Source organism: Haladaptatus salinisoli, assembly GCF_020614375.1.
GTDB lineage: Archaea > Halobacteriota > Halobacteria > Halobacteriales > Haladaptataceae > Haladaptatus > Haladaptatus salinisoli.
Genome location: NZ_CP085327.1, coordinates 2,065,314 through 2,086,002, shown reverse-complemented (window position 1 = coordinate 2,086,002; position 20,689 = coordinate 2,065,314). Strand labels below are relative to the sequence as shown.

The window sequence follows — 20,689 nt, the reverse complement described above, 5'->3', positions numbered from 1 at the left end:
ACCTGCCGATTCGGGAGACGGGGGTCAGGTGGAACTGACGACCGCGACCGAACACGGGGCGTTTCGTAGGATGTGTTCGGTTCGGTGGCCGAGGAAGGCGCGCCGGGACACCGGACGGGTTTCGGTGCCGAGGACGATGAGGTCGGTCTCCTCCACCATCGCCCGCTCGACGACGCTCCGCTCCGGCCTGTCGCCGATGGACACCCTCGTGGTCACGTCGGCGTCCATCTGTCGTCCGAGTTCGGCCTCCCTGTCGACGATGTCCTCGCCGAACTCGATGGCCTCGTGAAGGTCGGTTTCGCCGACGAGCGGTTCCTCGACCTGCGATCGATTGACGACGTACAGGATTTCGACCTGCGCGTCGCACTCGCTCGCGATGGCGAACGCGATTTCGGCGGCTTGGAGGCTGTACTCGGTACCGACGGTCGGCAGCAGTATGCGCCGTATCGCGCCGTCTCGGAGCGACCGCTCCACGTTCGGCCCGTTGGCGCTCACGGCCATCACCGGACAGGGACTCGCCTGGAGCACGTCGTCGATTTCGGTGCTGAACAGCGCGCCGCTCGTTCCGCGCGGCCCCCGTCCCGCCCCGAGAACCAGCAGGTCGTAGCCCCGGTTGGCTTCGCCGAGAACCGCGTCGCTCGCGTTCTCAGTCACGTTCCGGACCGTCGAGCGCACCCGGTTCGACGGCAGCGAAAACTGCTCGCCCATCGATTCGAGGCACGCGTCGGCCCGTTCGTCGGACTCCGCCGTCGATTGGACGATACCTCCGTCTATCTCCGTCCGTTGCGGGGGCGGCCGAGCGATGGAGAGCGCCCGCTTCACGCGCCGCGTCAGCGAACCGCCGCTCGTCGCGCGTTCCTCGTCGTACGTGACGTACGTGCACGTCACCTCCATGTCCCGGCTCCGGGCGACGTGTCCCAGTAGCCGCGCCGCCAACAGCGCGTCGACGCTACAGCGGGTCGGCAGCAGTACGCTGACGATGTTTCCGAGGAAACTCCGTTCTTCCCGTTCCTTCCGGGCGAGTCGTTCCGCCTCCTCCTCGGATATCTCGACGCGGGCGAGCGACGACCGGAGCAGCGGCGGCGCTATCAACGACGTGATGATGGCGACCATGACGATGATGGTGTACATCGTGCCGGTGAGGATTCCGACGCTTATCCCGATGGTCGCGACGATTATCTCCAGCGCCCCCCTCGCGTTCAGGCCCGACCCGAGCGCGATGCCCTCCCAGTTCGACATCCCGGCGAGTTTCGCGCCGACGAACGACCCGACGAACTTGCCGGCGATGGCGACCGCGAGCACGGCGACTCCGGCGAGAAACGCGGTCGGGGCGAGCAGCGCCGTCAGGTCGACGCGCAGTCCGGCCGTCGCGAAGAATATCGGGGCGAAGATGCCGAGCGCGATGACCTCGAACGTGTGCCGCGCGGCCTGGTCGAACCGCTTGACTCGACCGACGAGGATGCCCACGACGAACGCGCCGAGAACGGCCTCCAAGCCGAGGTAGTGGGTGATCGACCCGACGCCGAGCGCGAGCACCATAACGGTGGTCGGGAGCGCGAGGTCGCCCGCGATGTGGGTGTCGACCCAGCGGAAGAGCCAGCGAATCACCCTCCCGCCGAGCAGGAACGCGACGCCGAGGAAGAGCGCCAAGAGGACGATGGTCTCGCCCGCGGTGCCGAACGCCTCGCCGCCCCCGCTTCGGGCGAGGCTGGCGACGACGGCGAGCAAGATCCACCCCACGGTGTCGTTTATCATCCCCGACGCGATGGTTATCTGCCCGATGTCGCGGTCGATGACTCCCATGTCGATCAGCACCTTCGCGATGACCGGAATCGCAGAGATGGAGAGCGCAGTCGCTATGAACAGGCTGAACACGAGTCGCTGGTTATCGGCGGCGAGGAACTGCGACGGGAGGAGATACGCCAACCCGAATCCCATCGCGAACGGGATGATGATTCCGGCGCCGGCCGTGTACGTCGCCGGCTTGGCCTCTTTGGCGATGAGGTCGAGATCGGTTTCGAAGCCCGTGACGACGAGCAACATGAGGAGGCCGATCCACGACACGACCTCTATCAGGTGGTACTGCACCGCGTTCTGCGGAAAGAGCGCGGTGAACAGACCGGGCGCGACGGCACCCAGCAGCGACGGCCCGAGCACGATTCCCGCGAGCAACTCCCCCAACACGGACGGAAGACCAGCGCGTTTCGCTCCTTCGCCGAGGATGCGAGCGGTGAACAACAGCAGGAACAGCTGAACGAACAGGTACAGTAGCTGATGTTCGTTGAGCGGCGGAAGTACTCCGCTCGCCGTTTCGAGTAACATGATAACCCTCGTCCCCACTTGTGGTCTTTGCGACCTGATAGGGAAGAGAACACGGAAGAACATAGCCTTGACTGCTCCGGGGGCCGGAACGGATTCCCGACGGCGCGACCGGCGTTACGGCCAGGTCGTCGGCCGCACGCCGGCGATCTCCTGTCTGGTCTCGAGCATGTGGAGGAAGTCGGGTTTGGTCAGGACGCCGATCTCGTCCGGGTACGATACGAGGACGTACTTCGTATCCTCCCGAAGTAGCAGGTAGACCCTGAACGCGTTTTCGTCCGGTCGAACGGCGACGGCGTCCTCCGACGCGAGTTTGCCGACGTTCGTCGTGCTCGAGGGTCTCGCTCGCCGTTCCCACGATTGGAGTGCGGTCGTCGTGAGGACGCCGACCGGCGTCCCGTCGCCGTCGCACACCGGGTACGCGGTTATCTCGTCGAGGTCCGGTCGTTCGTCGGCGAGGAAGTCCTCCACCAGCGTTCCCGACGGAACGCACTCCGCTTTCCGCCGCACGAACGCCGACACGGGCATGTCGTCGAGGAACGACCAGTTCGACACCGACTGGTGTTCGGAGACGGACGAGAAGTAGAAGAAGACGGCGACCAGACCCAGGAGGACGTTGCCGAGCACGACCGCGGCGTAGAAGATTATCCCGATGGCCAGCGCCTGCCCGACGAGGCTCGCGACCCGCGTCGCCGTTTTCACGTCCGCGACGCGGACCACCAGCGAGCGAAGAAACAGCGCGCCGTCGAACGGGAAGATGGGCAACAGGTTGACGAGCCAGACCACGCCGTTGAACATCGCGAGCATACCGAACGACGCCACGAACTCCGGGGTGGTGCCGGGGAGCAACCAGAGGATGGCGGTGAAAATTCCGGTGAGAAGCGCGCTCGCGACCATTCCGGCGAGCGCGATGGGCGTCTCGTGTTCGAAGTAGACGGGGTCGTACTCGAACTCCGAGAGGCCGCCGAAAATCCAGAGGAGGACGTACCGGGTGTTGACGCCGTACCGCCTCGCCATCCACACGCGCGCCAATTCGTGGGCGAAGAGGCTCGCCGCGAAGCCGAAGAAGACGCTCGTGCCGATGAGCCACGGCGTCACCCCCGTGTCGATGGACGAGTAGACGAGCGTGTGCGGCGAAATCGCGGTGAGAACGTCTATCCAGACCCGAACCGAGACGCCGCGCTGAATCCACCATCCCACGACGGGGAGCGCCAACAGCAGGCTGGCGTCGATTCGAACGGGAATCCCCCACACCGACCCGAAGTGAAACCCCCTCACAACAGGTAGTAAGGGCGCGAGAACGGGTCAATATTGCGACCGGCGGGGCGGTCGATTCGACGCGGGGGCGACCGCCCTCGGCACCGCGGCACCGCCAGCGTCGGAGGAATCGACGTCCTACTCGGCCAGTTCGGCCACGTCCTCCTCGGTCGGGTAGTCCGGCAACCGCTCGATGCAGGCGTAACAGAGGAAGTGTTCGCTCCCGTCCTCGAACTCCAGCGTCATCCCGCCGGACGACTTCCGGTTCGCGTTCCAGAGGTCGGCGATGCCGCCCGCGATGGGTACCGACGCCCCGCAGCCGTCGCACTCTTCGGAGGCCATACGAGACGGTTGGAACGGGCGGAAGAAAGAACGTTCGGGCGATTGCGAGGTGCGGAGTCGATTTGGCCGACCAGCCGCCGGACGTCCACACCGGTGAACGAGGCAAAGCGCCCAGCGGGGTTTCCGCGAACGAACGTGAACGAGAGGCAGCGCGAACGTCGTCACGAAGAACTCCCTAATCGGAGACTCATCTCCGGACCGTCCTGAACCGCCGGAAAAGAGCGAAACCGAACGTGTGTATTGGTGCGGCTCAGTACGACTTGCTGGTGTGCAGGCTGCCGGAGTCGTCGTAGACGTAGACGGTGTCGCCGCCGTTGTTCCACACCGCCGAACCGGTTCGGCCCCAGTAGAGGTCGGTCTGGGTGTCCGTGCCGGTTCCGGAGCGGAGCGTCACCCGCGCGCCCGCCGCGAGGGTGAAACCGCCGGGGAAGTCGTACCGCTTCTGGACTTCGTCCTCCACGTACCAGCCGGTCAAATCGAGGTTGGAGCCGCCGGTGTTCTCGAAGACGACGTACTCGTCGTTCAGGTTGTTCGTGTCGTCGCCCGACGCGTCCGCGTGAATCCGGACGACGGAGAGTTCGCCGCTGCCGCCGCCACCGCCGCCCGAACCGGCGTAGGCGTCGAACAGCGGGAAGGACGCGTCGAAGACCGTCGTCGTCGGAATCGCCGAGTCACCGTCGACGTTGTTCGTGCCGTCGGTCACCTGGTCGCCGTTGAGTCGCAGGTCGGTGCCGAGCGCGGACGCGAGGTCGTTCAGGTTCGCGCGGGCGCTCGACGGGGCGGTGCCCGCGCCGACGAGGACGACCGCACCGCCGTCCGCGACGAAGCCGTTGAGGGCGTCGATCTCCGCCTGCGTGAACGCCGAGACGGGCGTCGTGACGACGACGGCCCGCCACCCCGAGAGGTCGAAGGTGTCGAGGTCGTTCGACTGCTCGAAGCCGATTCCGACGCCTTCGAGGAACCGCTGGTAGTAGGCGGCGTCCTCGTTCGAGAGCGCGTACCCCGCGTCGAACTGGCCGTGGCCGCCGTCGATGAGCACGTCGCCCGTCGTGTCGGCGAGGTAGTCGACGAGGTTCGTCAGGAAGACGAAGTTCTCGTACCCCGACGTGTCGACCGCGAAGCCCTCGGCCTTCTCGTAGGCTTCGTCGATGAGGGGGCTCCCGACCATCGCCACGTTCGCCGATTCGTCCACCGCCACGAGCGGGATGTCGCCGCCGTAGGCGTAACCGCCGCTCTGCGCGGCCGTGCTCTCGGCGTACACCGGGACGCGGGAGTCGGCGACCGCGCCCGCGGACGTGCGGACGCTCGCCGTCGTCGGGAAGAACAGGTCGTCCACCGCGCGGTTGCGAATCTCCGCGGAGTTCTCGGGGTCGCTCGCGCCCCAGACGTTGGTGCCGCTCGCGCGGGCCGTCGCCTCCGCCGACCGGAAGTCGTCGTGGTGCGAGAAGCCGGAGCCGTAGACGCGGGCGTAGCCGTCCCGCACCGCGTTGCGGTTGTAGAACGCGTCGCGCGAACCGTCCCCGTCCGCGTCGTAGTGGACGTAGCCGAGCACCCGACCGTAGGCGTCGCGCACGGGTTCGTTCTCGTCGAAGGAGAGTTCGACCGTCTTCCCGCCGAGTTCGCCCTGCGCGTAGGAGGTCGCGTTCGAACCCCACGTCCCGAGGTAGTCCATCGACTCGATACCCTCCCACTCCTCGGGGCGCTCGTGCTGGCTGTTCGACGACTTCTCGGGCGTGTCGATGCCGAGGATGCGGACGCTCTCGGTCGAACCGTCGCTGAACTGCACGTCCACGGTGTCGCCGTCGGTGACCGAGGTCACGTCCACGGTGTACGTCTCGCTCTTGTCGAGACCCAGACCGGCGCGGTCGCCGAAGTAGTCGAACGAGGTGTTGAAGCGGTCGGTCACCGGCTTGTAGTCGGCACCGCCGTTGTTCGACGCGTCGAGCACCTCGTCGTCGTTGAATCGAAACGCGAGTTCGAGATACCCCGCGACGTCGTTCAGGTTGGCCGTCTCGTCGTAGTCGCCGTAGTCGGACTGGCCGTGGAGGAACAGGGAACCGCCGCCGGCGACGAAGTCGCCGAGGGCGCTCAGTTCTTTGGTAGTGAAGGCGGTGGACGGCGAGGTGACGACCGCCGCGTCCGCCGAACCGAGGTCGTTCGAGAGGTCGGTCGTCGCCGCGACGGTGTAGCCGTTGTCCTCGGCGTAGCTCTCGAAGTTCGAGAACTTGGAGAGGGTGTAGTACTGGCCGTGGCCCTCGTCCCAGAGGACGGTGCCGGAGCCGCCGAGTTCGTCGTCCCAGACGTTGAGGACGAACTCCTCGTTGCCCCGCTGCCAGTTGGAACCGTCCTCGACGAGCGTCGAACCGAACGCGACGACGTTCCAGTCGGCGACGACGAGCGGAATCGCCGTACTCTCGCCGTAGAGCGTCGCGTCGCCGTTTCCGTCGCCGTCGCCGTTCGTGGCGGTGCCCTCGGCCCAGACGGCGACGACGGAACCGTCGGTCAGTTCGCCGTACGCGTGGTCGAGGAAACTCGACGTCGAGTAGCATTCGAGCGGCGAAATCTGGCCCGAGGCGGCCCGCACGTCGGAGCTTACGGTCGCGGTGATCGACCCCGCGGCCGTGGCGGTTGCGAGCGCGGACATGAATGTGCGTCTTCGCATCGTCTGAAGATAACGACCGAAATCACATGAATTATTCTAATATTCCAACGTATATTACACGTTCGCATACTTATAGCTACGTACGAGTACGGATTGTAACGCCGTCAGTATCAGATCTCGTCGTCGAGGTCGTGTTCGTCGGCCATTCGACCGGCCTCGCTCGCGTACCGCTCCCGCGTCTCCTCGTCGTCCACCGACCCCAACTGGTCGGGCGACACGTCGAGCGCCGCGAGCGTCGGGCGAGCCGACCCGGTGAAACTCGGGAGGGCCCGCTCTTTCCGGAAGTACCGCGTTCCGTCGGGCGTCGCGTAGACGAGGATGATGAGGTTCTGTTCGTCGTCCGAGTAGGTTCGCTCGACCAGCCAGACGCGCACGCTGTCGTCCATGCCCGTAGTCGTAGGCGGAGGCACATAATTCCGGTCGCACGGTTTATGCCACTCAATCTCGTACGACCGACGCCATGGAAGTGAACTGCGAGGGATGCGCCGGTTGCTGTATCGACTGGCGCGCCATCGCGCCGGAGGCCTCCGAGCACGAGCGCCGGGGGGCGCGGAAACCGCTGGACGACGCCTACAACCTCGTTCCGCTCACCCGCGGCGACGTCCGAGCCTTTCTCGACGCCGGACTCGCCGACGCCCTGACGCCCCGACTCTGGGAGGACGAGTCGGGCGTCGAGGTTGACGGCGTCGAACTGGCCGCCATCGAAGGGAAACCCGCCTTCTTCCTCGGACTCCGCAAACCGCCGAAACCGGTCGCACCCTTCGGAGTCGGCGACTCGGACGACTCCGGCGACGCCGACGGCTCCGACGACTCGGACGCCGTCGTCCCGGCGTGGCTCCCGACGTGCGCCTTCCTCGACCCGGAGACGCTCCAGTGTCGGATCCACGACGAGGAGACGTATCCGACGGAGTGCGCGGAGTACCCGGGACACAACCTCAAACTCGGCCAACAGACCGAGTGCGAGCGGGTCGAAGCGGCCTTCGGCGGCGACCGCCTGCTGGACGACGAACCGCCGCGCGCGCTCTCGGGGCTCCTCCTCGGCCCGCAGGCCATCGGCGAGAAGGTCTTCGTCTACCCCGACCCCGACGAACTGCGGGGGGTCGTCGACCGCCTGCTCGCTGACGAGTCGACCGACGACGACCGCGCCCGGTTCGTCGCCGCCGCCGTCGCCGGGCGGCCCGGAACGACGGGCACCGACCGCGAGGCGTACGACGACGCGCTGGTGAAAGCGCGCGCGGCGGACTCGTGGGTCGGACGGGCCGCCGCCGAGTGGGAGGCGATGGCGGCGGACGACGAGCCGGACCCGGCGGTAACGAAGCGTGTCGAGGAAGAACGCGGCGCACCACCCACCCCCGGGTGGTGAGTGCGAACGGAAAACCGCCGAGCTACTGGGACTTTATCTTCTCGAACTGCTTGAGCAGGTCTTCCGCCGAGTCGCCGGAGTCGTACTCCACAGTCCCGTGATAATCCGAGCGTACGTCGTCGAAACTCGCGTCTACGGTACTGTTCTTGCGCTCACGGCGCTCGTGCTCATCTTCGTCATAGGCACCCATTGACATGACAACCACACTCATACTTGGCGGCAATTGGTTATTAATGTAACGGATATTCACATCATTCGACCAAGTTGGAAAATCGTCAGACGGAGACAGCGGCGCGTAACGGGGCGTGCACAACACGTAAACGCTCACGGTTACTACCGTCCCACGTGGCAAGCCCGCTCCGCTTTCGCCGCTCTCCGGAGCGGTGGAACGACGACCGCATCACCTCCCAGCTGTACGCGCACCTCGACTCGAAAGTCGGCGCGCGCTCGACGACGCCGCATTACGTCGAACCGAACGGCTTCGACGCGGTTCGGTTCGAGATGGACAACGGCGACGTGGCGCTGTTCGCGTGGGACGACGACCGCGCGTTCTGGCTCGGGAACACCGAGACGCCGCCCGCCCTCTGGCGCACGACTAAGTACACGTTCGACGAGGTGCCGTATCCGGTCGCCCGGTGGGGTCAGCGCGAACTGCTCGCCGACCTCGCCGTCGAATCCCCGTGGTTGGCCGAGTACGACTACCTCTCGTGGTTCTTCCTGCCGGTTCTCTTCTCCAAGGACGGTCGGAAGACGTCGCGGACGTTCTTCCGCGACCACGCCGCCGGTTTCCCCGACGCGACGCGCGACGAGGCGCTCTCGTTCTACGAGCGATTCCTCCGCACCGGGGCGCTGGACGACCACCGCTACACGATGGCGTCGAAGCTCGGCACCAGCGAGTACGTCGACGAAACTCGCATGAGCGCCGCGATGAGCGAGTTCACCGTCGGGAAGCTGCTGGTGGACGCGGGCTACGACCTCGAGCCCGAAATCGAGGTGACGACCGGACACTCCCTCGATTTCCGCGCCGTCCCGCGCGACGGCGGCCAGTCTCCGCTCGTCGAGGTCACGCGACCGAACCCCCCCACGCGCAGGGCCGCTGACACGCCGGTCGCCGCGGTGCGCGAGACGGCGGCGACGAAATCGACCGGTCAACTGCGCGAACACGGAGGCGGCGCGGTGCTGTTCGTGGACTGCTCCGGCTTCCGGGACGACGAGTGGTCCGCGGTCGTCGGCGAGCGACCGGGCGTCCGCCATCGACCCGCCGTCGTCTTCCGCGCTCGACCCTCCGGGCGCGTCGAAGCGTACAGAAAAGGGTCGGTGCCGCTGTCGCTGAACCGAGCGGTCGAGTGGGTTTAGAACGACACCTGCTCCGGGCCGAGCGTCCCCATCGTCGTCGGGTCGCGGTCGCTGTAGTGGCGGCGACCGACGGCTTCGTGGCCGAGCGCGCAGTACATCGCTTCGCGGGCCTGCTCCGCGGACTCGTACGTCTCGTTGCCGACGCGACCGAACACGTCGCTGAGCGTCTCGGTTCCGTTCGGGTGGTCGATTTCGTAGTCGCCGTGGGCCTCTATCAGCTGCTCGGTGTCGGTCGGATACTGGTGCGCGTCGAGCAACTCGGTCGCTTGCTTGAGCGTCATCGTAAACTGATGGACAGTAAAGTTCATTATAAACTTTGTCGCCAATGAATCACCACGAATATAAGGATGTACAATCAGTATAATCACGTACCCGGAACGCCGCCGTTACGCACCGCAAGTCCCTTCCTGCCGTACGACCGAAACCGTGTATGAGCGTCTTCGCCGACCTTCACGTCCACACGACTAACTCCGACGGAGCGATGGAGTTGGAGGAAGTTCCCTCCACCGCGCGGGCCGCGGACGTGTCGGTCGTCGCCGTCACCGACCACGACCGGTTGCATCCCGACCTGCCGACGCCCGTCACGTCCGTCGAGGGCGTGACGGTCGTTCACGGTATCGAACTCCGGGTGGAAGCGCCCGACGGACAGCACGTCGACCTGCTCGGGTACGGAGTCTACCCGACGCCCGACCTCGCGGACGAACTGGAGCGACTACAGGCCGACCGCGTCGAGCGCGGGCGGGCCATCATCGACCGCGTCGAGGACCGACTCGGCATCGACCTCGACCTCGAACCGCGCGAGGGGATCGGTCGGCCGCACATCGCCCGGGCCATCGACGACCACCCGGACGCCGAGTACGACTTCGGAGGCGCGTTCGCCGACCTCATCGGCGCCGACAAACCGTGCTACGTCGCCCGCGACGTGCCGAGCTTCGACCGGGGGGTCGAACTGCTCTCCGAGGCGAGCGGACTCGTCGGGTTAGCGCACCCCTATCGGTACGACGACCCGGAGGCGGCGCTCGAGCTGACGGCCGAACTCGACGCGGTGGAGCGATACTACCCGTACGGGCGCGAGGTCGATCCGCGACCCGTCGAGCGCGCCATCGCCGACCACGGTCTCGTCCCGACCGGCGGGAGCGACGCGCACGACCACGAGTTGGGACGGGCGGGACTCTCGAAGGCCGAGTATCGTCACTTCCGGAGCGCGGTGACGCTCTGAGCGCAGGGTTCAATTCGATGGAGACCGTAGTCCGGCGCATGCGGTGTCACTACTGTGACCGAACAGCGTCGTTCGCGCCGGAACTGGGCGGCGTGCAGGTCGGCCTCTGCGACGCGCACTTCCGTGAGCAATTCGAGGACCTCGCGGAGTCGGAGGCGCTGGCGTCCCTGCGGCAGGAACTGGACATCGACCGACCGGACTAATCTTCGAGTTTTGCGGTGAACGTCACGTCCTCGTAGCGATGGAGCGCGTCGCCGCCGAGCGCGTCGAGCGCGTCGGCGACGGAGTCCGGGTCGGCCCGGACTCGCACCGTCCGAACGCCGTCGCAGAAGAGGTAGGCGAGGCCGGTTCGGAGCGCCGTCGTGAGGTCGTCCTCGTCGAGCGGGGTCGGTCGGTCCGACGCGGCGGACTCGCGCGCGAGCACCAGTGACGCACCGCCGCCGGCGACCGTGAACACGGTGAGCACGTCCCCGTCGTGGTCGGTGCCGAGGACGCCCTCCGGGTCGAACGGCATCGGAGACTCTCCGAGGTCGAGCGAAAGTACGTCGTCTCGTTGCTCCGTCTCGGGACTCACGGCCACCACCTTGAACTGCCTCGTCGGAGGGTGCTGGGGTTCATACCACTCTATTGGACCGAGGATATAAATAAGTTCGAGGGTAGAACAAAGAGCGATTTTCGTTATCGACGCTCAGACGCGACCGGCGTCCACGTCGATGGCGTCGACCGGGCACACGTCCACGCAGAGCATGCAGTCGATGCACTGCGCTTCGTTGGCCGGGTCCGCCTTCTCCTCGCTCTCGGGGTGTCCGGGGGAGTCCACCCACTCGAACACGTCCACGGGGCAGTCTTCCAGACAGGCACCGTCGGCGATGCAAATGTCGAAGTCCACCGCGACGTGCGTGCCGTGGATACCGAGTTGCTCGGGTTCGTCGACCGGCCCCCAAACGTCGTGGCCCTCGTGCTCGTCTACTTTTTCGCGGTTCTCAGTGAATTGTGGGTCAATAGCCATACGGTCGTCCACCTGTTCGAAGCAACGGGGGAGAGGTACTTAAATCCCCGCTCTCAACTTAAAGGTTCGTTCGCGCCCGATTTTTTAGGTTAGGCTAAAAACTGGCGGAAGCGACCCGTAGGCGCGGATTCCCGTTTTTCGACTAACAAAGGTTTTAAATAACAGACCGCTGTCAGCGGGTGGTTTTACGGCGACCCGTTCCGGAGAAGCCCGCATGGAGAAAGTCACCATCGAAGCGGTCGACGCGCGGATGAGCGCCGCCGACGTGCGACGAGAGCTCTCGAAGCCCCTCGGTGCCGTGAACGTGGCGGTCAACTACTACGAACTCGCGCCGGACGAGAGCTTCGCGTTCGGTTACCACGCCCACGAGGAGCAAGAGGAAGTGTTCTACGTGCAGTCGGGCACCGCCACCTTCGAGACGGACGACGGGGAAGTGACGGTCGAGGCGGGCGAGGTCGTTCGGTTCGGCCCCGGCGAGTTCCAGCGGGGCGTGAACGAGGGCGACGAGCGCGTCGTCGCGCTGGCGATCGGCGCGCCGCGCGAATCCGACTTGGTGGAGATGCGCCGCGAGTGCCCCGACTGCGGCGAACGAACTCCGAACACCATCGAGATGACCGAGGACAGGGACGCGCTCGTGACGCTGTGCATCGAGTGCGGGGCCGAAACCGGACGGTTCGACTGAGTTCGGGTATCGGGCGCGGTTCTTCGGGCCGTCGACGCGGGGGTGCGTACCCGGAGGGAGCGCTCCCTCGCAGACGACACCGCGCTCCGTTCCACCCGAAACGATGCCCTATTCCGAGGGCGATCGACCGCACGCGAAACGAAAGCGGCCGAAAAACCTACTCGTAACTTCTCCACCGGAAACCGAGGGGTTCGACAACGAATCACAAAGTCACCCCCGCCGACGGAACGCGCGTCCGACGGGAGACCGTTTCGACTCGCAGGCCGAAACGGGCGAGTTCGCGCCCGGCGTGGATTCGACGGCGGGGTTCGAACCCCCTCGCTTCGACTGTACGGGAAGAGCCGACGGCGATGACGCATCGAGGGAGCCCGAAACCGAGGACGACCGGAAGCGAGTCGGATTCGACCGCTTCCACGATCGAACCCGACGAAATCGCACCGCGCCGAAACCCGCCCGCGTTCCTCCGGGACACCGAGCTTTTTCGCCCTCCCGCCCCTCGATGGCGACGTGATAGAGATACCGTCACCCGGACTGGGCACGTCCGGCAACGACGATTTCGAGCGGTGCGCCGAGACCGTCCGAACCGCGCTCGAACTGGGCTACCGACACGTCGACACCGCGCAGATGTACGGAAACGAGGCGGCGGTCGGCGCGGGCATCGCTCGCGCCGACGTCCCCCGCGAGGAGGTGTTCCTCGCCACGAAGATTCACCCCGACAACCTCGCGTACGACGACGTGCTCGCGACCGCGGACGAGAGCCTCGACCGACTCGGCGCGGACCGGGTCGACTTGCTCTACGTCCACTGGCCCACGCGGGCCTACGACGCCGGGGACACCCTACCCGCCTTCGACCGACTCTACGACGAGGGAAAGACCCGCCACGTCGGGGTGAGCAACTTCACGCCCGACCTGTTGGACGAGGCGCGAGCGGTTCTCGACGCGCCCGTCGTCGCCAATCAGGTCGAGATGCACCCGCTCTTTCAGCAGGCGGAACTCCGGTCTTACGCCCGAGAACGCGACCTCGTACTCGTCGCGTACGCACCCATTCTGAAGGGCGACGCCGACGACGTTCCCGAACTCCGCGAGATAGCCGAAAAGTACGACGCGACGCCGACGCAGGTCGGTCTCGCGTGGCACCAGCGGAAGGAGAACGTCGTCCCCATCCCGAAATCGACGGGCGAAGACCACCTTCGAGAGAACCTCGCGGTCCCCGAACTCGACCGCGAGGACGTGACGGCTATCGACGCTCTCGACCGCGGAGAGCGCCTCGTCGACCCCGACGAGGCCCCGTGGAATCGACGACGTCGCCGCGGGCCGTTCGACCGATTACGGACGCCACAGCGCCGTCCACGTACCGGTACCGTCGCTTCCCTTCCATTCGACCGCGAGGTCGCTCGCGGAGCGGTCGGCGGAGACGTCGTAAGCCAACCAACCGCTTTTGCTGCCGCCGGGTTTGACCTCGCGACGCCCGAACCGTTCCAACTTGTACTGACCGTTCTCTTTGGCGATATCGGTGGGCGCTTCCCGTTTATCGCCGACGACCAGCCGGAAGCTATCCGCTTTCGGCAGCGTCTGGCCCATTCGGAATCGGTTTTCCGCGCGGACGGTGACGAACGCCCACTGTCGACCCTCGCTGGCGTCCACGTCCACCCTTCGACCGTTCCCCCGGACGTACCGATACTGGTCGGTCAGGGTGACGTCCCGAACCGTGACCGCCATCTCCGTCGGACTGAGGAACGTCTCGCCGACCGGGAGGCGTTCGCCGACGAACTTCACGGTGAACGTCTTTTCGAGGTTCGCTATTCGGTAGGTCACCGCGCCGACGTACGGGTAGGAGAGTTTCGTCGACCACGTCGCCGTCTTCCCCGGCGCGACCTCCTTGGTTCGGATGGTGCCGGACTGCTGCGTACCGCCGCCCGCATCAACCCGAATCGGCGACCGAAACGCGGCGGGGCTGTTGCCGCGGTTCTCGACGGTGAGTTTGAGCGCGAACTCCTCGCCCGCGGTGACTTGGTCGGGTACGTTCGCCGAGACGAGTTCGAAACCGCCCTTCGCGGTCGTCCCGCCCTCTCCGGCGGTTCCGCCCCCGTTCGAGGCCGATCCGCCCGACCCCTTCGTTTTCGTCTTCGAAACCTCCCCGTTTCCGCTGTCGTTCGGTCCGGAACCGGCACAACCCGCCAAGACCCCCCCGACGAGCACTGCTCCGGACGCCGTCAGAAATCTTCTACGGCGCATGGGTAATTTATATATGGGCGGTTAAATAAAGGCTCCGTAAGACGTTCGTTTTCTGATAATTACGGTATGCGTTCCGACCGATAGTCGGTGGATGGTGGTTCCCGCTTCCTGAAGCGTCCCGTCGATTCGAAGGGAGTATCCGAATCGGTCACGAAGCGGGCGTGTGCCCCGACATCCGCCTCGACTCGTGTACGACGACGACTGCGGTTTCTGCACGTGGTCCGCGGAGTACGCCGACGCTCGCGGCGACTTCGAGCTCGTGGGCTTCTCGGAACTCACGCCCGACCAACGCGCGCGCCTCCCCGCCGATTACGAGCGGTGCGCTCACCTCCTCACCGACGACCGGGTGTACTCGTGCGGCGAGGCGACCGAGGAGGTGCTCGCCCGACTCGACTCCCCGGAGCGCGCCGTCGTCGCGCTGTTTCGCCTCCTGCCCGGCCCGGCCCGCGCCCGCATCCGCGAACCCGCCTACCGCTGGGCCGCCGACCGTCGGGCGTGGTGGGGGAAGCTCCGCAAACGCTAGTCCGGCGAACCCGCCGAAGCGCCGACGTCGCCGCCCGTCACAGCGGTTCCACGCCGTCCCCGACTCGAATCGCACCGTCTTCCACGATGGCGGCGCGGAGTCCGCCGCGGTGCACCAGCGCGGAGCGCGTCCCCTCCTGCGTCAGCGACTCGAGGTGCGAGCACGGTTCGCAGAGTTCAACGCCCTCGCAGACCGCCGTTCCGACTCTGAACCGCTCGCCGACGAGGTGGTTCAGCGCGACGTCGCGGGTCGTCACGTTCCGGCGATGGGCACCCGGTTCGAGCGAGACGCCGGACTCCGCTCGACGGCCGAGAGCGCCTCCGCCTCGATGAGGGTGATGTCGTCGCCCGAGAACGTCCCCTCGTCGTAGAAGTAGCGGTCGCCGCGCAGGCCTCGCCCCGCGACCGCTTCGACCTCCTCGACCGCCTCCGTCCGGGCTTCCGCCTCCCGCGCGATGTGAATCGCCTCGACCTCGCCAGTTCCGTTCATGTCCCTCAGTTACCGGCCGACGGTATAAAATCGAGGTCGATGGCGGTTGAATCAGCGGTCGTCGCTACCGTTCGTCCCGCAGCGAGTCGATGGTATCGTACACGTACTTTCGGAAGAAAGACGCCGTTCGAGCCGCCTCCTGTCCGGTCCGTTGGCGCTGGAGGAAGAGCGACCGAAAGTACGAAACCGTGTTGACCGTCCAGTACGCCTTCCGCCGCCGGTCGAATTCGTCCGGAAGCGAGCGAACCGACTCGTAGCCCGCGCGAAACGATTCGGCGAGCGCCTCGTCCGACCGGTTCGAATCCGCGAACAGGGGAAGGACCGTCCGCCAGTAATCGTACTCGCCGGGGGCGGCCAGCGCGTGTTCGAAGTCGATGACGCGCGTCACCTCGTCGCCGTCGGTCCCCACGTGTTCCGGCAGGTAGTTGCCGTGACAGAGAACGGGGTCGCCCGCCCCGTCGAACAGATCGGGATGCTCGCGGACGAACGTGAGCGCGTCGGAAGCCACATCGTCGTAACCGAGCGGTTCGAGGAAATCTCGCAGGTCGGCGAGGAACGCGCAGACCGTTTCGTGCCACGTCTCGCGGGCGTCGAGCGCGAGTTTCCCGCCGTCGTCCCGAAGGAACCCCGTGGCCTCGAAGGCCGTTTCGTCGTGAAGCGTCGCCATTCCGGCGCCCATCGTTCGGGCGCGTTCACGGTCGAGCGTCCTCTCCGCCGGCACGTCGTCGCACCACTCCGCGACGAAGTAGTCGTCCCCGACTGCGAGGATGCGCGGCACCGGAACCGACGCGTTCGTTTCGAGGAACCGCATGGCTCGCGCCTCCATCGTCGGGTTGCCTTCATCGCTCGTCGCCCGTTTGCAAACCGCTCGCTTCCCGTCTACCCGAACTTCGTGCGTTACGTGCGGCGGTACGTCGTGGAGTTTCCGGACGACTTCGTACCGTTTTGCGTGCTGTGCGAGTCTCTTCCGTAACTCTCGTTCGTCTTCGTGCATGATGTTCGTCGCGTGACGGGCGACGACCGGTCGGAGCGACGGGCCGATTCGAGCGCGGGCGCTGTCGCTCCGACCGAGAGAATGGACGGGGGATGATTCGAGAAGGGTATACTTGTCTTTTTCGACGACTGCGTCTATTCGAACGCCGAAAGACGAATAGCGCCTTTCGAGCCCTCGCTCGCGCCGCTCACTCGAAGGCGGCGATTCCGGTCAAATCCTGCCCCAGAACGAGCGTGTGGATGTCGTGGGTGCCCTCGTAGGTGTACACCGTCTCCATGTTCGCCATGTGGCGCATCGGCGAGTAGTCCGTCGTGATGCCGTTTCCGCCGAGCATCTCGCGGGCGACGCGGGCTTGGTCGCGGGCCATCCGGACGTTGTTTCGCTTCGCCATCGAGACGTGCTGCGGGCGCATGTCGCCGCGCTCTTTCAGTTCGGCGAGGCGGTGCGCGAGCAGTTGCGCGGTCGTTATCTGGGTCGCCATCTCGGCCAGTTTCTCCTGCTGGAGTTGGAAGCGCGCGATGGGGCCGCCGAACTGGTCGCGGTTAATCGCGTACTCGCGGGCCGTCTCGAAGCAGTCGCGGGCCGCGCCGACCGCGCCCCACGCGATGCCGTACCGGGCTTGGGTGAGGCACGACAGCGGTCCCTTCATCCCCTCGACGCCGGGCAGGACGGCGTCCTCGGGAACCGAGACGTTCTGGAGGCCGATTTCGCCCGTGATAGAGGCGCGGAGCGAGAGCTTCTCGGTTATCTTGTTCGTCGTCACGCCGTCGCGGTCTGTCTCGACGAGGAACCCGCGAACCGGGGTATCGTCGGCGGAGCGGTCGCGCGCCCAAACGACCGCCACGTCCGCGATGGGCGAGTTGGTGATCCACGTCTTCGACCCGTTGAGGACGTACTCGTCGCCGTCCTTCTCGGCGTAGGTCTCCATCCCCGACGGGTTCGAGCCGTGCTCCGGTTCCGTCAGGCCGAAACAGCCCACCGCCGTCCCCTCGCCGAGGGCGGGCAGCCAGCGTTCCTTCTGCTCTTCCGAACCGTACGCGTGGATGGGGTACATCACGAGCGCGCCCTGCACGCTCGCCATCGAGCGCAGGCCGGAGTCGCACGCCTCCAACTCCTGCATCAGCAGGCCGTAGGCCGTCTCGCTCACCCCCGGAAGACCGTACCCGTCGAGGTTCGGCGCGTAAAAGCCGAGTTCCCCCATCTCGGGGATTATCTCCTCCGGAAACGTCCCCGCCTCGAAGTGGTCGCCGATGTCGGGCGTGACGTGCTCCGCGACGAACTCGCGGGCGGTGTCCCGCACCATCCGCTCTTCCTGTCCGAGGTCGGCCTCCAGTTCCGCGTAATCGAGCATGAAAAACCCTCCGGAGGGGAGGCTAAAAAGCGCTCCTACTCCGGAAGCTGACGACGGGCTGCGCCCCTACTTCGCGTCCGAGAGCGTTCGCTCCGCGTCTCGGTGTCGTTCAGGCTCGGAAAAACGTTTCAATCGTCCTTCGGCACCGCGTCGTCCCGCGCCACCGCGATGTCGAGGTACGCGTCCGCCTGGTCGGCGTGAACGCCCCTGTCCACGAGTTCGCGCTCCTCGTCGTACTGGACGAGCCCGGCCATCGCGAGCTTCGGGAGTTGCGTGTGCTGGAGCGACATGGAGACGTTGTGGCGGTGCTCGTCGGAGACGAGGTCGATGGACTTGTCGGTCTCCCACGCGGCGACGGTGTCCACGATGTCCGCGAGCGTCAGCGGCGTCTCTTCGCTCCGAAGGTTGTGGAGGATGTAGCGACTCCGACGGGAGGAGAGCGCGTTGAAGAGTGCGTCTTGCGAGAGCGGAGGGACGTTGGCACTCGGGCCATCGGGCGAAGCGGAAGCGTTAGACGAATTCTCATCGTCGGTCGTCCGGTCTGCCATGGACTATCATCACGCCCCCGACGGGGGTGACTCTGGTGGTTAACTATTCAGGTTGTTTATGCCGATGACGGCGGAATATCGTCTCGTTTCGTCGTTCGTGTACCGACGTAGTCGGTGAAGTTCTCGAAGACGAGTTTCGCTTCGGCGGCCGCGGCGTAGTTCTCCTCGTTGATGCCGTCCAAGACGCGTTGAAGGCGCTCCTCGGGGAGGTCTTTGCCGAGCGTGACCGCCTCGGCGGTGGCCATGTCGTACTCGGGGTGGAACTGAACGCCGAACACGTCCCCCTTGCGGAAGGCGTGGTTGGAGTAGTCGTTCTCCGCGATCGACGTCGCGCCCGGCGGGAGTTCGACGACCTCGTCGGAGTGGGTCGTGAACGCGACGAATCGGTCGTTGATACCGTCGAACAGGGGCGACTCGCCGGAGTGTTCGACTTCGCGGTACCCGATTTCGTACTCGCCCATGTCGCGGACTTCGCCGCCGAGCACGTCCGCCAGTAGCTGGTGACCGTAACAGATTCCCAACATGGGTAGCCCGGTTTCGGCCGCTTCCCGAACCCATTCTTTCAACGGCGGAATCCACCCGTCGTCCCAGTAGACCGACGCCCGCGACCCGGAGACGACCGCGGCGTCGAAGTCGAAGTTGTCGGGGAGATGACCGTCGGTGGCGTCGAACTCGACGAGGTCCGCGTCGAGTTCGCGTCGGAAGTTCCGCCGCGTATTTGCATCGCTGTGCGCGGCATTTAAAAACGCGATTCGTGGCCGACTCATTCGAATACTACTAGCAACCCGAACCGTCAAGTGGGTTTCGCTACCGGGAAACTCGCCCGTACTTTCGATTACCACCTTCGCGCTTCGCCATCGCCCGATTTCGTCGCTTCGCGACCGCTTCTCGTCTCCGCTTCGACCCGACGTCGCTGTCCGGAGAGCACGAGCAGGAGTCCGCCGCCGACGCTCGCTATCCGCCGAATTGCTTTCGTAGCTCCCCTCGGTCGAGTTCGCCGGTCGCGCGTCGGGGGAGCGAGGGGACCAGTTCGACCGCGCGCGGTACCTCGTGGGGCGCGAGTCGCTCCTCCGCGAACTCCCGGAGTTCTCCGGGCGAAACGTCGCCGACGACCACCGCCTTCGGCGCGCTTCCCCCGGTCTCCGAGACGGTTTCGATGACGCCCGCCGCCCGGACCCCGGAGTGCGATTCGAGGACTGTCTCTATCGCCTGCGGGTGAATCCGCTTCCCCTCGCTCTCGAACGGTTCGCTCGCTCCCCCGACGAAGACGTATCCCCCGCCCTCCCGGCGAAACAGGTCGCCGGTCGGAATCCACTCGCCGAATTCTTCGCCGCCGAGGTGGCCGCTCGCGGTGACCGGACCTCGGACGAGGAGTTCGCCCGTCTCGCCTTCGACGCGAACGTCGCAGCCGGGGAGCGGTCTGCCGACGCGCTCGTCGCTCGGCGTCCCGCGGAGGACGTTCGGACCCGTCTCCGGACGGCCGTACGCGCGAAGTATCGGAATCGGAAACGCCTCGCGCACGTCCGGCGGCACGCGGGCGCGCGTCGCCAGCCAGTCGAGCGACGAGAGTTCCGCGTCGACGTCGGCGTCGGCCAGTTCGCGGAACTCCGTCGGCCCGGCGTCGAAGCAGGTCACCCCGCGGCGCTCGATGACGGCGAGCGCGTCCTCCGGGTCGAACGCGCGCCGGAGCACGACGCTCCCGCCGACGGTGAGCAGCGGGAGGACGAACCGAAGCAGGCAGTCGGGAAGCGACAGCGGGAGGGGGGCGAGCGCGCGGTCGTCCCGTCCGAGTCCCCAACCGGAGACGGCGGCGACGCAGTTCCGTTCGACGGCCCGAGCGGACAGGCGAACGACCTCCGCACCGCCCTCGGTGTGAAAGAGGAGGCTGTCGTCGCCCCGCTCCGGTTCGACCGGGTCGTGCTCGGCGGGTTCGACGCGCTCGAACTCCTCGAACGACCGGGTGTCCTCGAAGGGTCGAACGAGGTCTCGTTGCGCCGATTCGTGCACCACCAACGCGGGGTCGATTTGCTCCACCGGACGCGAGACGGTCGCGGGCGTCAGCCGGTGCGAGACGGGTGCGAACACGCCGCCGACCCGTCGGACGGCGAACAGCAGCACGAGCACCTCGACGCGATTTCGAGAGACGACGACCACTCGGTCTCCGGACCCGACGCCGAGCGCCGCGAGTCGCCCCGCCGCGGACTCGACTCGCCGGGCGAGTTCGGCGTACGAGACGCTCTCCTCGCCGTCGACGACTGCCGTTCGGTCGCTCCAGAGGTCGGCGTGTCGCGCCAGTAACAGCGACATACGCTTCGTTGGGACGTGCACGGTGTTAGCAGT

General features: G+C 66.2%; 22 protein-coding genes and 2 pseudogenes. 7 read left to right on the top strand and 17 right to left on the bottom strand.

The window, feature by feature from the left end; genetic code table 11:
* Window positions 1–24 precede the first annotated feature (24 nt).
* The 5 genes from LIX00_RS11355 to LIX00_RS11335 form a co-directional block, all read right to left on the bottom strand.
* Window positions 25–2,322: a cation:proton antiporter domain-containing protein gene (locus LIX00_RS11355; RefSeq protein ID WP_227353299.1), complete on the bottom strand. Its 2,298-nt coding sequence runs from the start codon at window positions 2,320–2,322 to the stop codon at window positions 25–27.
* 114 nt (window positions 2,323–2,436) lie between these two features.
* Complete coding sequence (locus LIX00_RS11350) at window positions 2,437–3,597, bottom strand: hypothetical protein (RefSeq protein WP_227353298.1); 1,161 nt, start codon at window positions 3,595–3,597, stop codon at window positions 2,437–2,439.
* 117 nt (window positions 3,598–3,714) lie between these two features.
* Window positions 3,715–3,918, bottom strand: coding sequence for a DUF7561 family protein (locus LIX00_RS11345; RefSeq protein ID WP_227353297.1), 204 nt, complete (start codon window positions 3,916–3,918; stop codon window positions 3,715–3,717).
* 250 nt (window positions 3,919–4,168) lie between these two features.
* Window positions 4,169–6,580, bottom strand: coding sequence for a lamin tail domain-containing protein (locus LIX00_RS11340; RefSeq protein WP_227353296.1), 2,412 nt, complete (start codon window positions 6,578–6,580; stop codon window positions 4,169–4,171).
* A gap of 110 nt (window positions 6,581–6,690) precedes the next feature.
* A complete protein-coding gene (locus tag LIX00_RS11335; RefSeq protein ID WP_227353295.1) occupies window positions 6,691–6,966 on the bottom strand; it encodes a DUF7967 family protein in 276 nt (91 codons plus the stop codon).
* Window positions 6,967–7,040: 74 nt separating this feature from the next.
* Between LIX00_RS11335 and LIX00_RS11330 the strand changes: the two genes are divergently transcribed.
* Window positions 7,041–7,943 (top strand): YkgJ family cysteine cluster protein, encoded by a 903-nt coding sequence (locus LIX00_RS11330; RefSeq protein ID WP_227353294.1) that lies wholly within the window; start codon window positions 7,041–7,043, stop codon window positions 7,941–7,943.
* 22 nt (window positions 7,944–7,965) lie between these two features.
* On the opposite strand, the gene LIX00_RS11325 is transcribed toward LIX00_RS11330, so the two are convergent.
* A complete protein-coding gene (locus tag LIX00_RS11325) occupies window positions 7,966–8,139 on the bottom strand; it encodes a DUF5786 family protein (RefSeq protein WP_227355696.1) in 174 nt (57 codons plus the stop codon).
* A gap of 149 nt (window positions 8,140–8,288) precedes the next feature.
* Between LIX00_RS11325 and LIX00_RS11320 the strand changes: the two genes are divergently transcribed.
* Window positions 8,289–9,299, top strand: coding sequence for a DUF5784 family protein (locus LIX00_RS11320; RefSeq protein ID WP_227353293.1), 1,011 nt, complete (start codon window positions 8,289–8,291; stop codon window positions 9,297–9,299).
* Here LIX00_RS11320 and LIX00_RS11315 read toward each other — a convergent pair.
* Entirely contained in the window at window positions 9,296–9,580 is a 285-nt protein-coding gene (locus tag LIX00_RS11315) for a DUF5789 family protein (RefSeq protein WP_227353292.1), read from the bottom strand. The two genes, LIX00_RS11320 and LIX00_RS11315, sit on opposite strands and share 4 nt — an antisense overlap.
* Before the next feature lie 149 nt (window positions 9,581–9,729).
* Between LIX00_RS11315 and LIX00_RS11310 the strand changes: the two genes are divergently transcribed.
* On the top strand, window positions 9,730–10,518 hold the full coding sequence (locus LIX00_RS11310) for a PHP domain-containing protein (RefSeq protein WP_227353291.1): 789 nt from the start codon (window positions 9,730–9,732) through the stop codon (window positions 10,516–10,518).
* A gap of 17 nt (window positions 10,519–10,535) precedes the next feature.
* Complete coding sequence (locus tag LIX00_RS11305; protein WP_227355720.1) at window positions 10,536–10,721, top strand: DUF6757 family protein; 186 nt, start codon at window positions 10,536–10,538, stop codon at window positions 10,719–10,721.
* Here the strand turns inward: LIX00_RS11305 and LIX00_RS11300 are convergent.
* Both LIX00_RS11300 and LIX00_RS11295 read right to left on the bottom strand, forming a co-directional pair.
* Window positions 10,718–11,092 (bottom strand): hypothetical protein, encoded by a 375-nt coding sequence (locus LIX00_RS11300; protein WP_227353290.1) that lies wholly within the window; start codon window positions 11,090–11,092, stop codon window positions 10,718–10,720. The two genes, LIX00_RS11305 and LIX00_RS11300, sit on opposite strands and share 4 nt — an antisense overlap.
* A 114-nt stretch (window positions 11,093–11,206) precedes the next feature.
* Window positions 11,207–11,527 (bottom strand): 4Fe-4S dicluster domain-containing protein, encoded by a 321-nt coding sequence (locus tag LIX00_RS11295; protein ID WP_227353289.1) that lies wholly within the window; start codon window positions 11,525–11,527, stop codon window positions 11,207–11,209.
* Window positions 11,528–11,741: 214 nt separating this feature from the next.
* On the opposite strand from LIX00_RS11295, the gene LIX00_RS11290 reads away from it, so the two are divergent.
* Complete coding sequence (locus tag LIX00_RS11290) at window positions 11,742–12,209, top strand: cupin domain-containing protein (RefSeq protein ID WP_227353288.1); 468 nt, start codon at window positions 11,742–11,744, stop codon at window positions 12,207–12,209.
* 202 nt (window positions 12,210–12,411) lie between these two features.
* On the opposite strand, the gene LIX00_RS11285 is transcribed toward LIX00_RS11290, so the two are convergent.
* Window positions 12,412–12,681: a hypothetical protein gene (locus LIX00_RS11285; protein WP_227353287.1), complete on the bottom strand. Its 270-nt coding sequence runs from the start codon at window positions 12,679–12,681 to the stop codon at window positions 12,412–12,414.
* Window positions 12,682–12,716: 35 nt separating this feature from the next.
* Between LIX00_RS11285 and LIX00_RS11280 the strand changes: the two are divergent.
* Window positions 12,717–13,508, top strand: a pseudogene (locus LIX00_RS11280) (aldo/keto reductase); the annotation flags it as partial.
* Window positions 13,509–13,535: 27 nt separating this feature from the next.
* Here the strand turns inward: LIX00_RS11280 and LIX00_RS11275 are convergent.
* A complete protein-coding gene (locus LIX00_RS11275) occupies window positions 13,536–14,444 on the bottom strand; it encodes a DUF4352 domain-containing protein (RefSeq protein ID WP_227353286.1) in 909 nt (302 codons plus the stop codon).
* A gap of 163 nt (window positions 14,445–14,607) precedes the next feature.
* Here LIX00_RS11275 and LIX00_RS11270 point away from each other — a divergent pair, with 163 nt between their 5' ends.
* Window positions 14,608–14,967: a thiol-disulfide oxidoreductase DCC family protein gene (locus LIX00_RS11270; RefSeq protein ID WP_227353285.1), complete on the top strand. Its 360-nt coding sequence runs from the start codon at window positions 14,608–14,610 to the stop codon at window positions 14,965–14,967.
* 37 nt (window positions 14,968–15,004) lie between these two features.
* Here LIX00_RS11270 and LIX00_RS11265 read toward each other — a convergent pair.
* The 6 genes and pseudogenes from LIX00_RS11265 to LIX00_RS11240 all read right to left on the bottom strand — a co-directional run bounded on the left by LIX00_RS11265 (window position 15,005) and on the right by LIX00_RS11240 (window position 20,656).
* Window positions 15,005–15,456, bottom strand: a pseudogene (locus LIX00_RS11265) (MOSC domain-containing protein).
* A 64-nt stretch (window positions 15,457–15,520) separates the two neighbouring features.
* Window positions 15,521–16,450 (bottom strand): phosphotransferase family protein, encoded by a 930-nt coding sequence (locus LIX00_RS11260; protein ID WP_227353284.1) that lies wholly within the window; start codon window positions 16,448–16,450, stop codon window positions 15,521–15,523.
* 187 nt (window positions 16,451–16,637) lie between these two features.
* Window positions 16,638–17,801: an acyl-CoA dehydrogenase family protein gene (locus LIX00_RS11255; protein ID WP_227353283.1), complete on the bottom strand. Its 1,164-nt coding sequence runs from the start codon at window positions 17,799–17,801 to the stop codon at window positions 16,638–16,640.
* 128 nt (window positions 17,802–17,929) lie between these two features.
* Window positions 17,930–18,349: a DUF7344 domain-containing protein gene (locus LIX00_RS11250; protein WP_227353282.1), complete on the bottom strand. Its 420-nt coding sequence runs from the start codon at window positions 18,347–18,349 to the stop codon at window positions 17,930–17,932.
* A gap of 56 nt (window positions 18,350–18,405) precedes the next feature.
* Complete coding sequence (locus LIX00_RS11245; protein WP_227353281.1) at window positions 18,406–19,116, bottom strand: type 1 glutamine amidotransferase; 711 nt, start codon at window positions 19,114–19,116, stop codon at window positions 18,406–18,408.
* Window positions 19,117–19,303: 187 nt separating this feature from the next.
* Window positions 19,304–20,656, bottom strand: coding sequence for a class I adenylate-forming enzyme family protein (locus tag LIX00_RS11240; protein WP_227353280.1), 1,353 nt, complete (start codon window positions 20,654–20,656; stop codon window positions 19,304–19,306).
* Window positions 20,657–20,689: the final 33 nt, after the last annotated feature.

Bases quoted from the DNA above. Each gene is read 5' to 3' on its own strand.
- LIX00_RS11255 (WP_227353283.1), bottom strand. From the start codon at position 17,801: ATGCTCGATTACGCGGAACTGGAGGCCGACCTCGGACAGGAAGAGCGG.
- LIX00_RS11315 (WP_227353292.1), bottom strand. From the start codon at position 9,580: ATGACGCTCAAGCAAGCGACCGAGTTGCTCGACGCGCACCAGTATCCG.
- LIX00_RS11290 (WP_227353288.1), top strand. From the start codon at position 11,742: ATGGAGAAAGTCACCATCGAAGCGGTCGACGCGCGGATGAGCGCCGCC.
- LIX00_RS11310 (WP_227353291.1), top strand. From the start codon at position 9,730: ATGAGCGTCTTCGCCGACCTTCACGTCCACACGACTAACTCCGACGGA.
- LIX00_RS11245 (WP_227353281.1), bottom strand. From the start codon at position 19,116: ATGAGTCGGCCACGAATCGCGTTTTTAAATGCCGCGCACAGCGATGCA.
- LIX00_RS11275 (WP_227353286.1), bottom strand. From the start codon at position 14,444: ATGCGCCGTAGAAGATTTCTGACGGCGTCCGGAGCAGTGCTCGTCGGG.
- LIX00_RS11330 (WP_227353294.1), top strand. From the start codon at position 7,041: ATGGAAGTGAACTGCGAGGGATGCGCCGGTTGCTGTATCGACTGGCGC.
- LIX00_RS11355 (WP_227353299.1), bottom strand. From the start codon at position 2,322: ATGTTACTCGAAACGGCGAGCGGAGTACTTCCGCCGCTCAACGAACAT.
- LIX00_RS11305 (WP_227355720.1), top strand. From the start codon at position 10,536: ATGGAGACCGTAGTCCGGCGCATGCGGTGTCACTACTGTGACCGAACA.
- LIX00_RS11335 (WP_227353295.1), bottom strand. From the start codon at position 6,966: ATGGACGACAGCGTGCGCGTCTGGCTGGTCGAGCGAACCTACTCGGAC.
- LIX00_RS11260 (WP_227353284.1), bottom strand. From the start codon at position 16,450: ATGCACGAAGACGAACGAGAGTTACGGAAGAGACTCGCACAGCACGCA.
- LIX00_RS11250 (WP_227353282.1), bottom strand. From the start codon at position 18,349: ATGGCAGACCGGACGACCGACGATGAGAATTCGTCTAACGCTTCCGCT.
- LIX00_RS11340 (WP_227353296.1), bottom strand. From the start codon at position 6,580: ATGCGAAGACGCACATTCATGTCCGCGCTCGCAACCGCCACGGCCGCG.
- LIX00_RS11325 (WP_227355696.1), bottom strand. From the start codon at position 8,139: ATGTCAATGGGTGCCTATGACGAAGATGAGCACGAGCGCCGTGAGCGC.
- LIX00_RS11345 (WP_227353297.1), bottom strand. From the start codon at position 3,918: ATGGCCTCCGAAGAGTGCGACGGCTGCGGGGCGTCGGTACCCATCGCG.
- LIX00_RS11295 (WP_227353289.1), bottom strand. From the start codon at position 11,527: ATGGCTATTGACCCACAATTCACTGAGAACCGCGAAAAAGTAGACGAG.
- LIX00_RS11240 (WP_227353280.1), bottom strand. From the start codon at position 20,656: ATGTCGCTGTTACTGGCGCGACACGCCGACCTCTGGAGCGACCGAACG.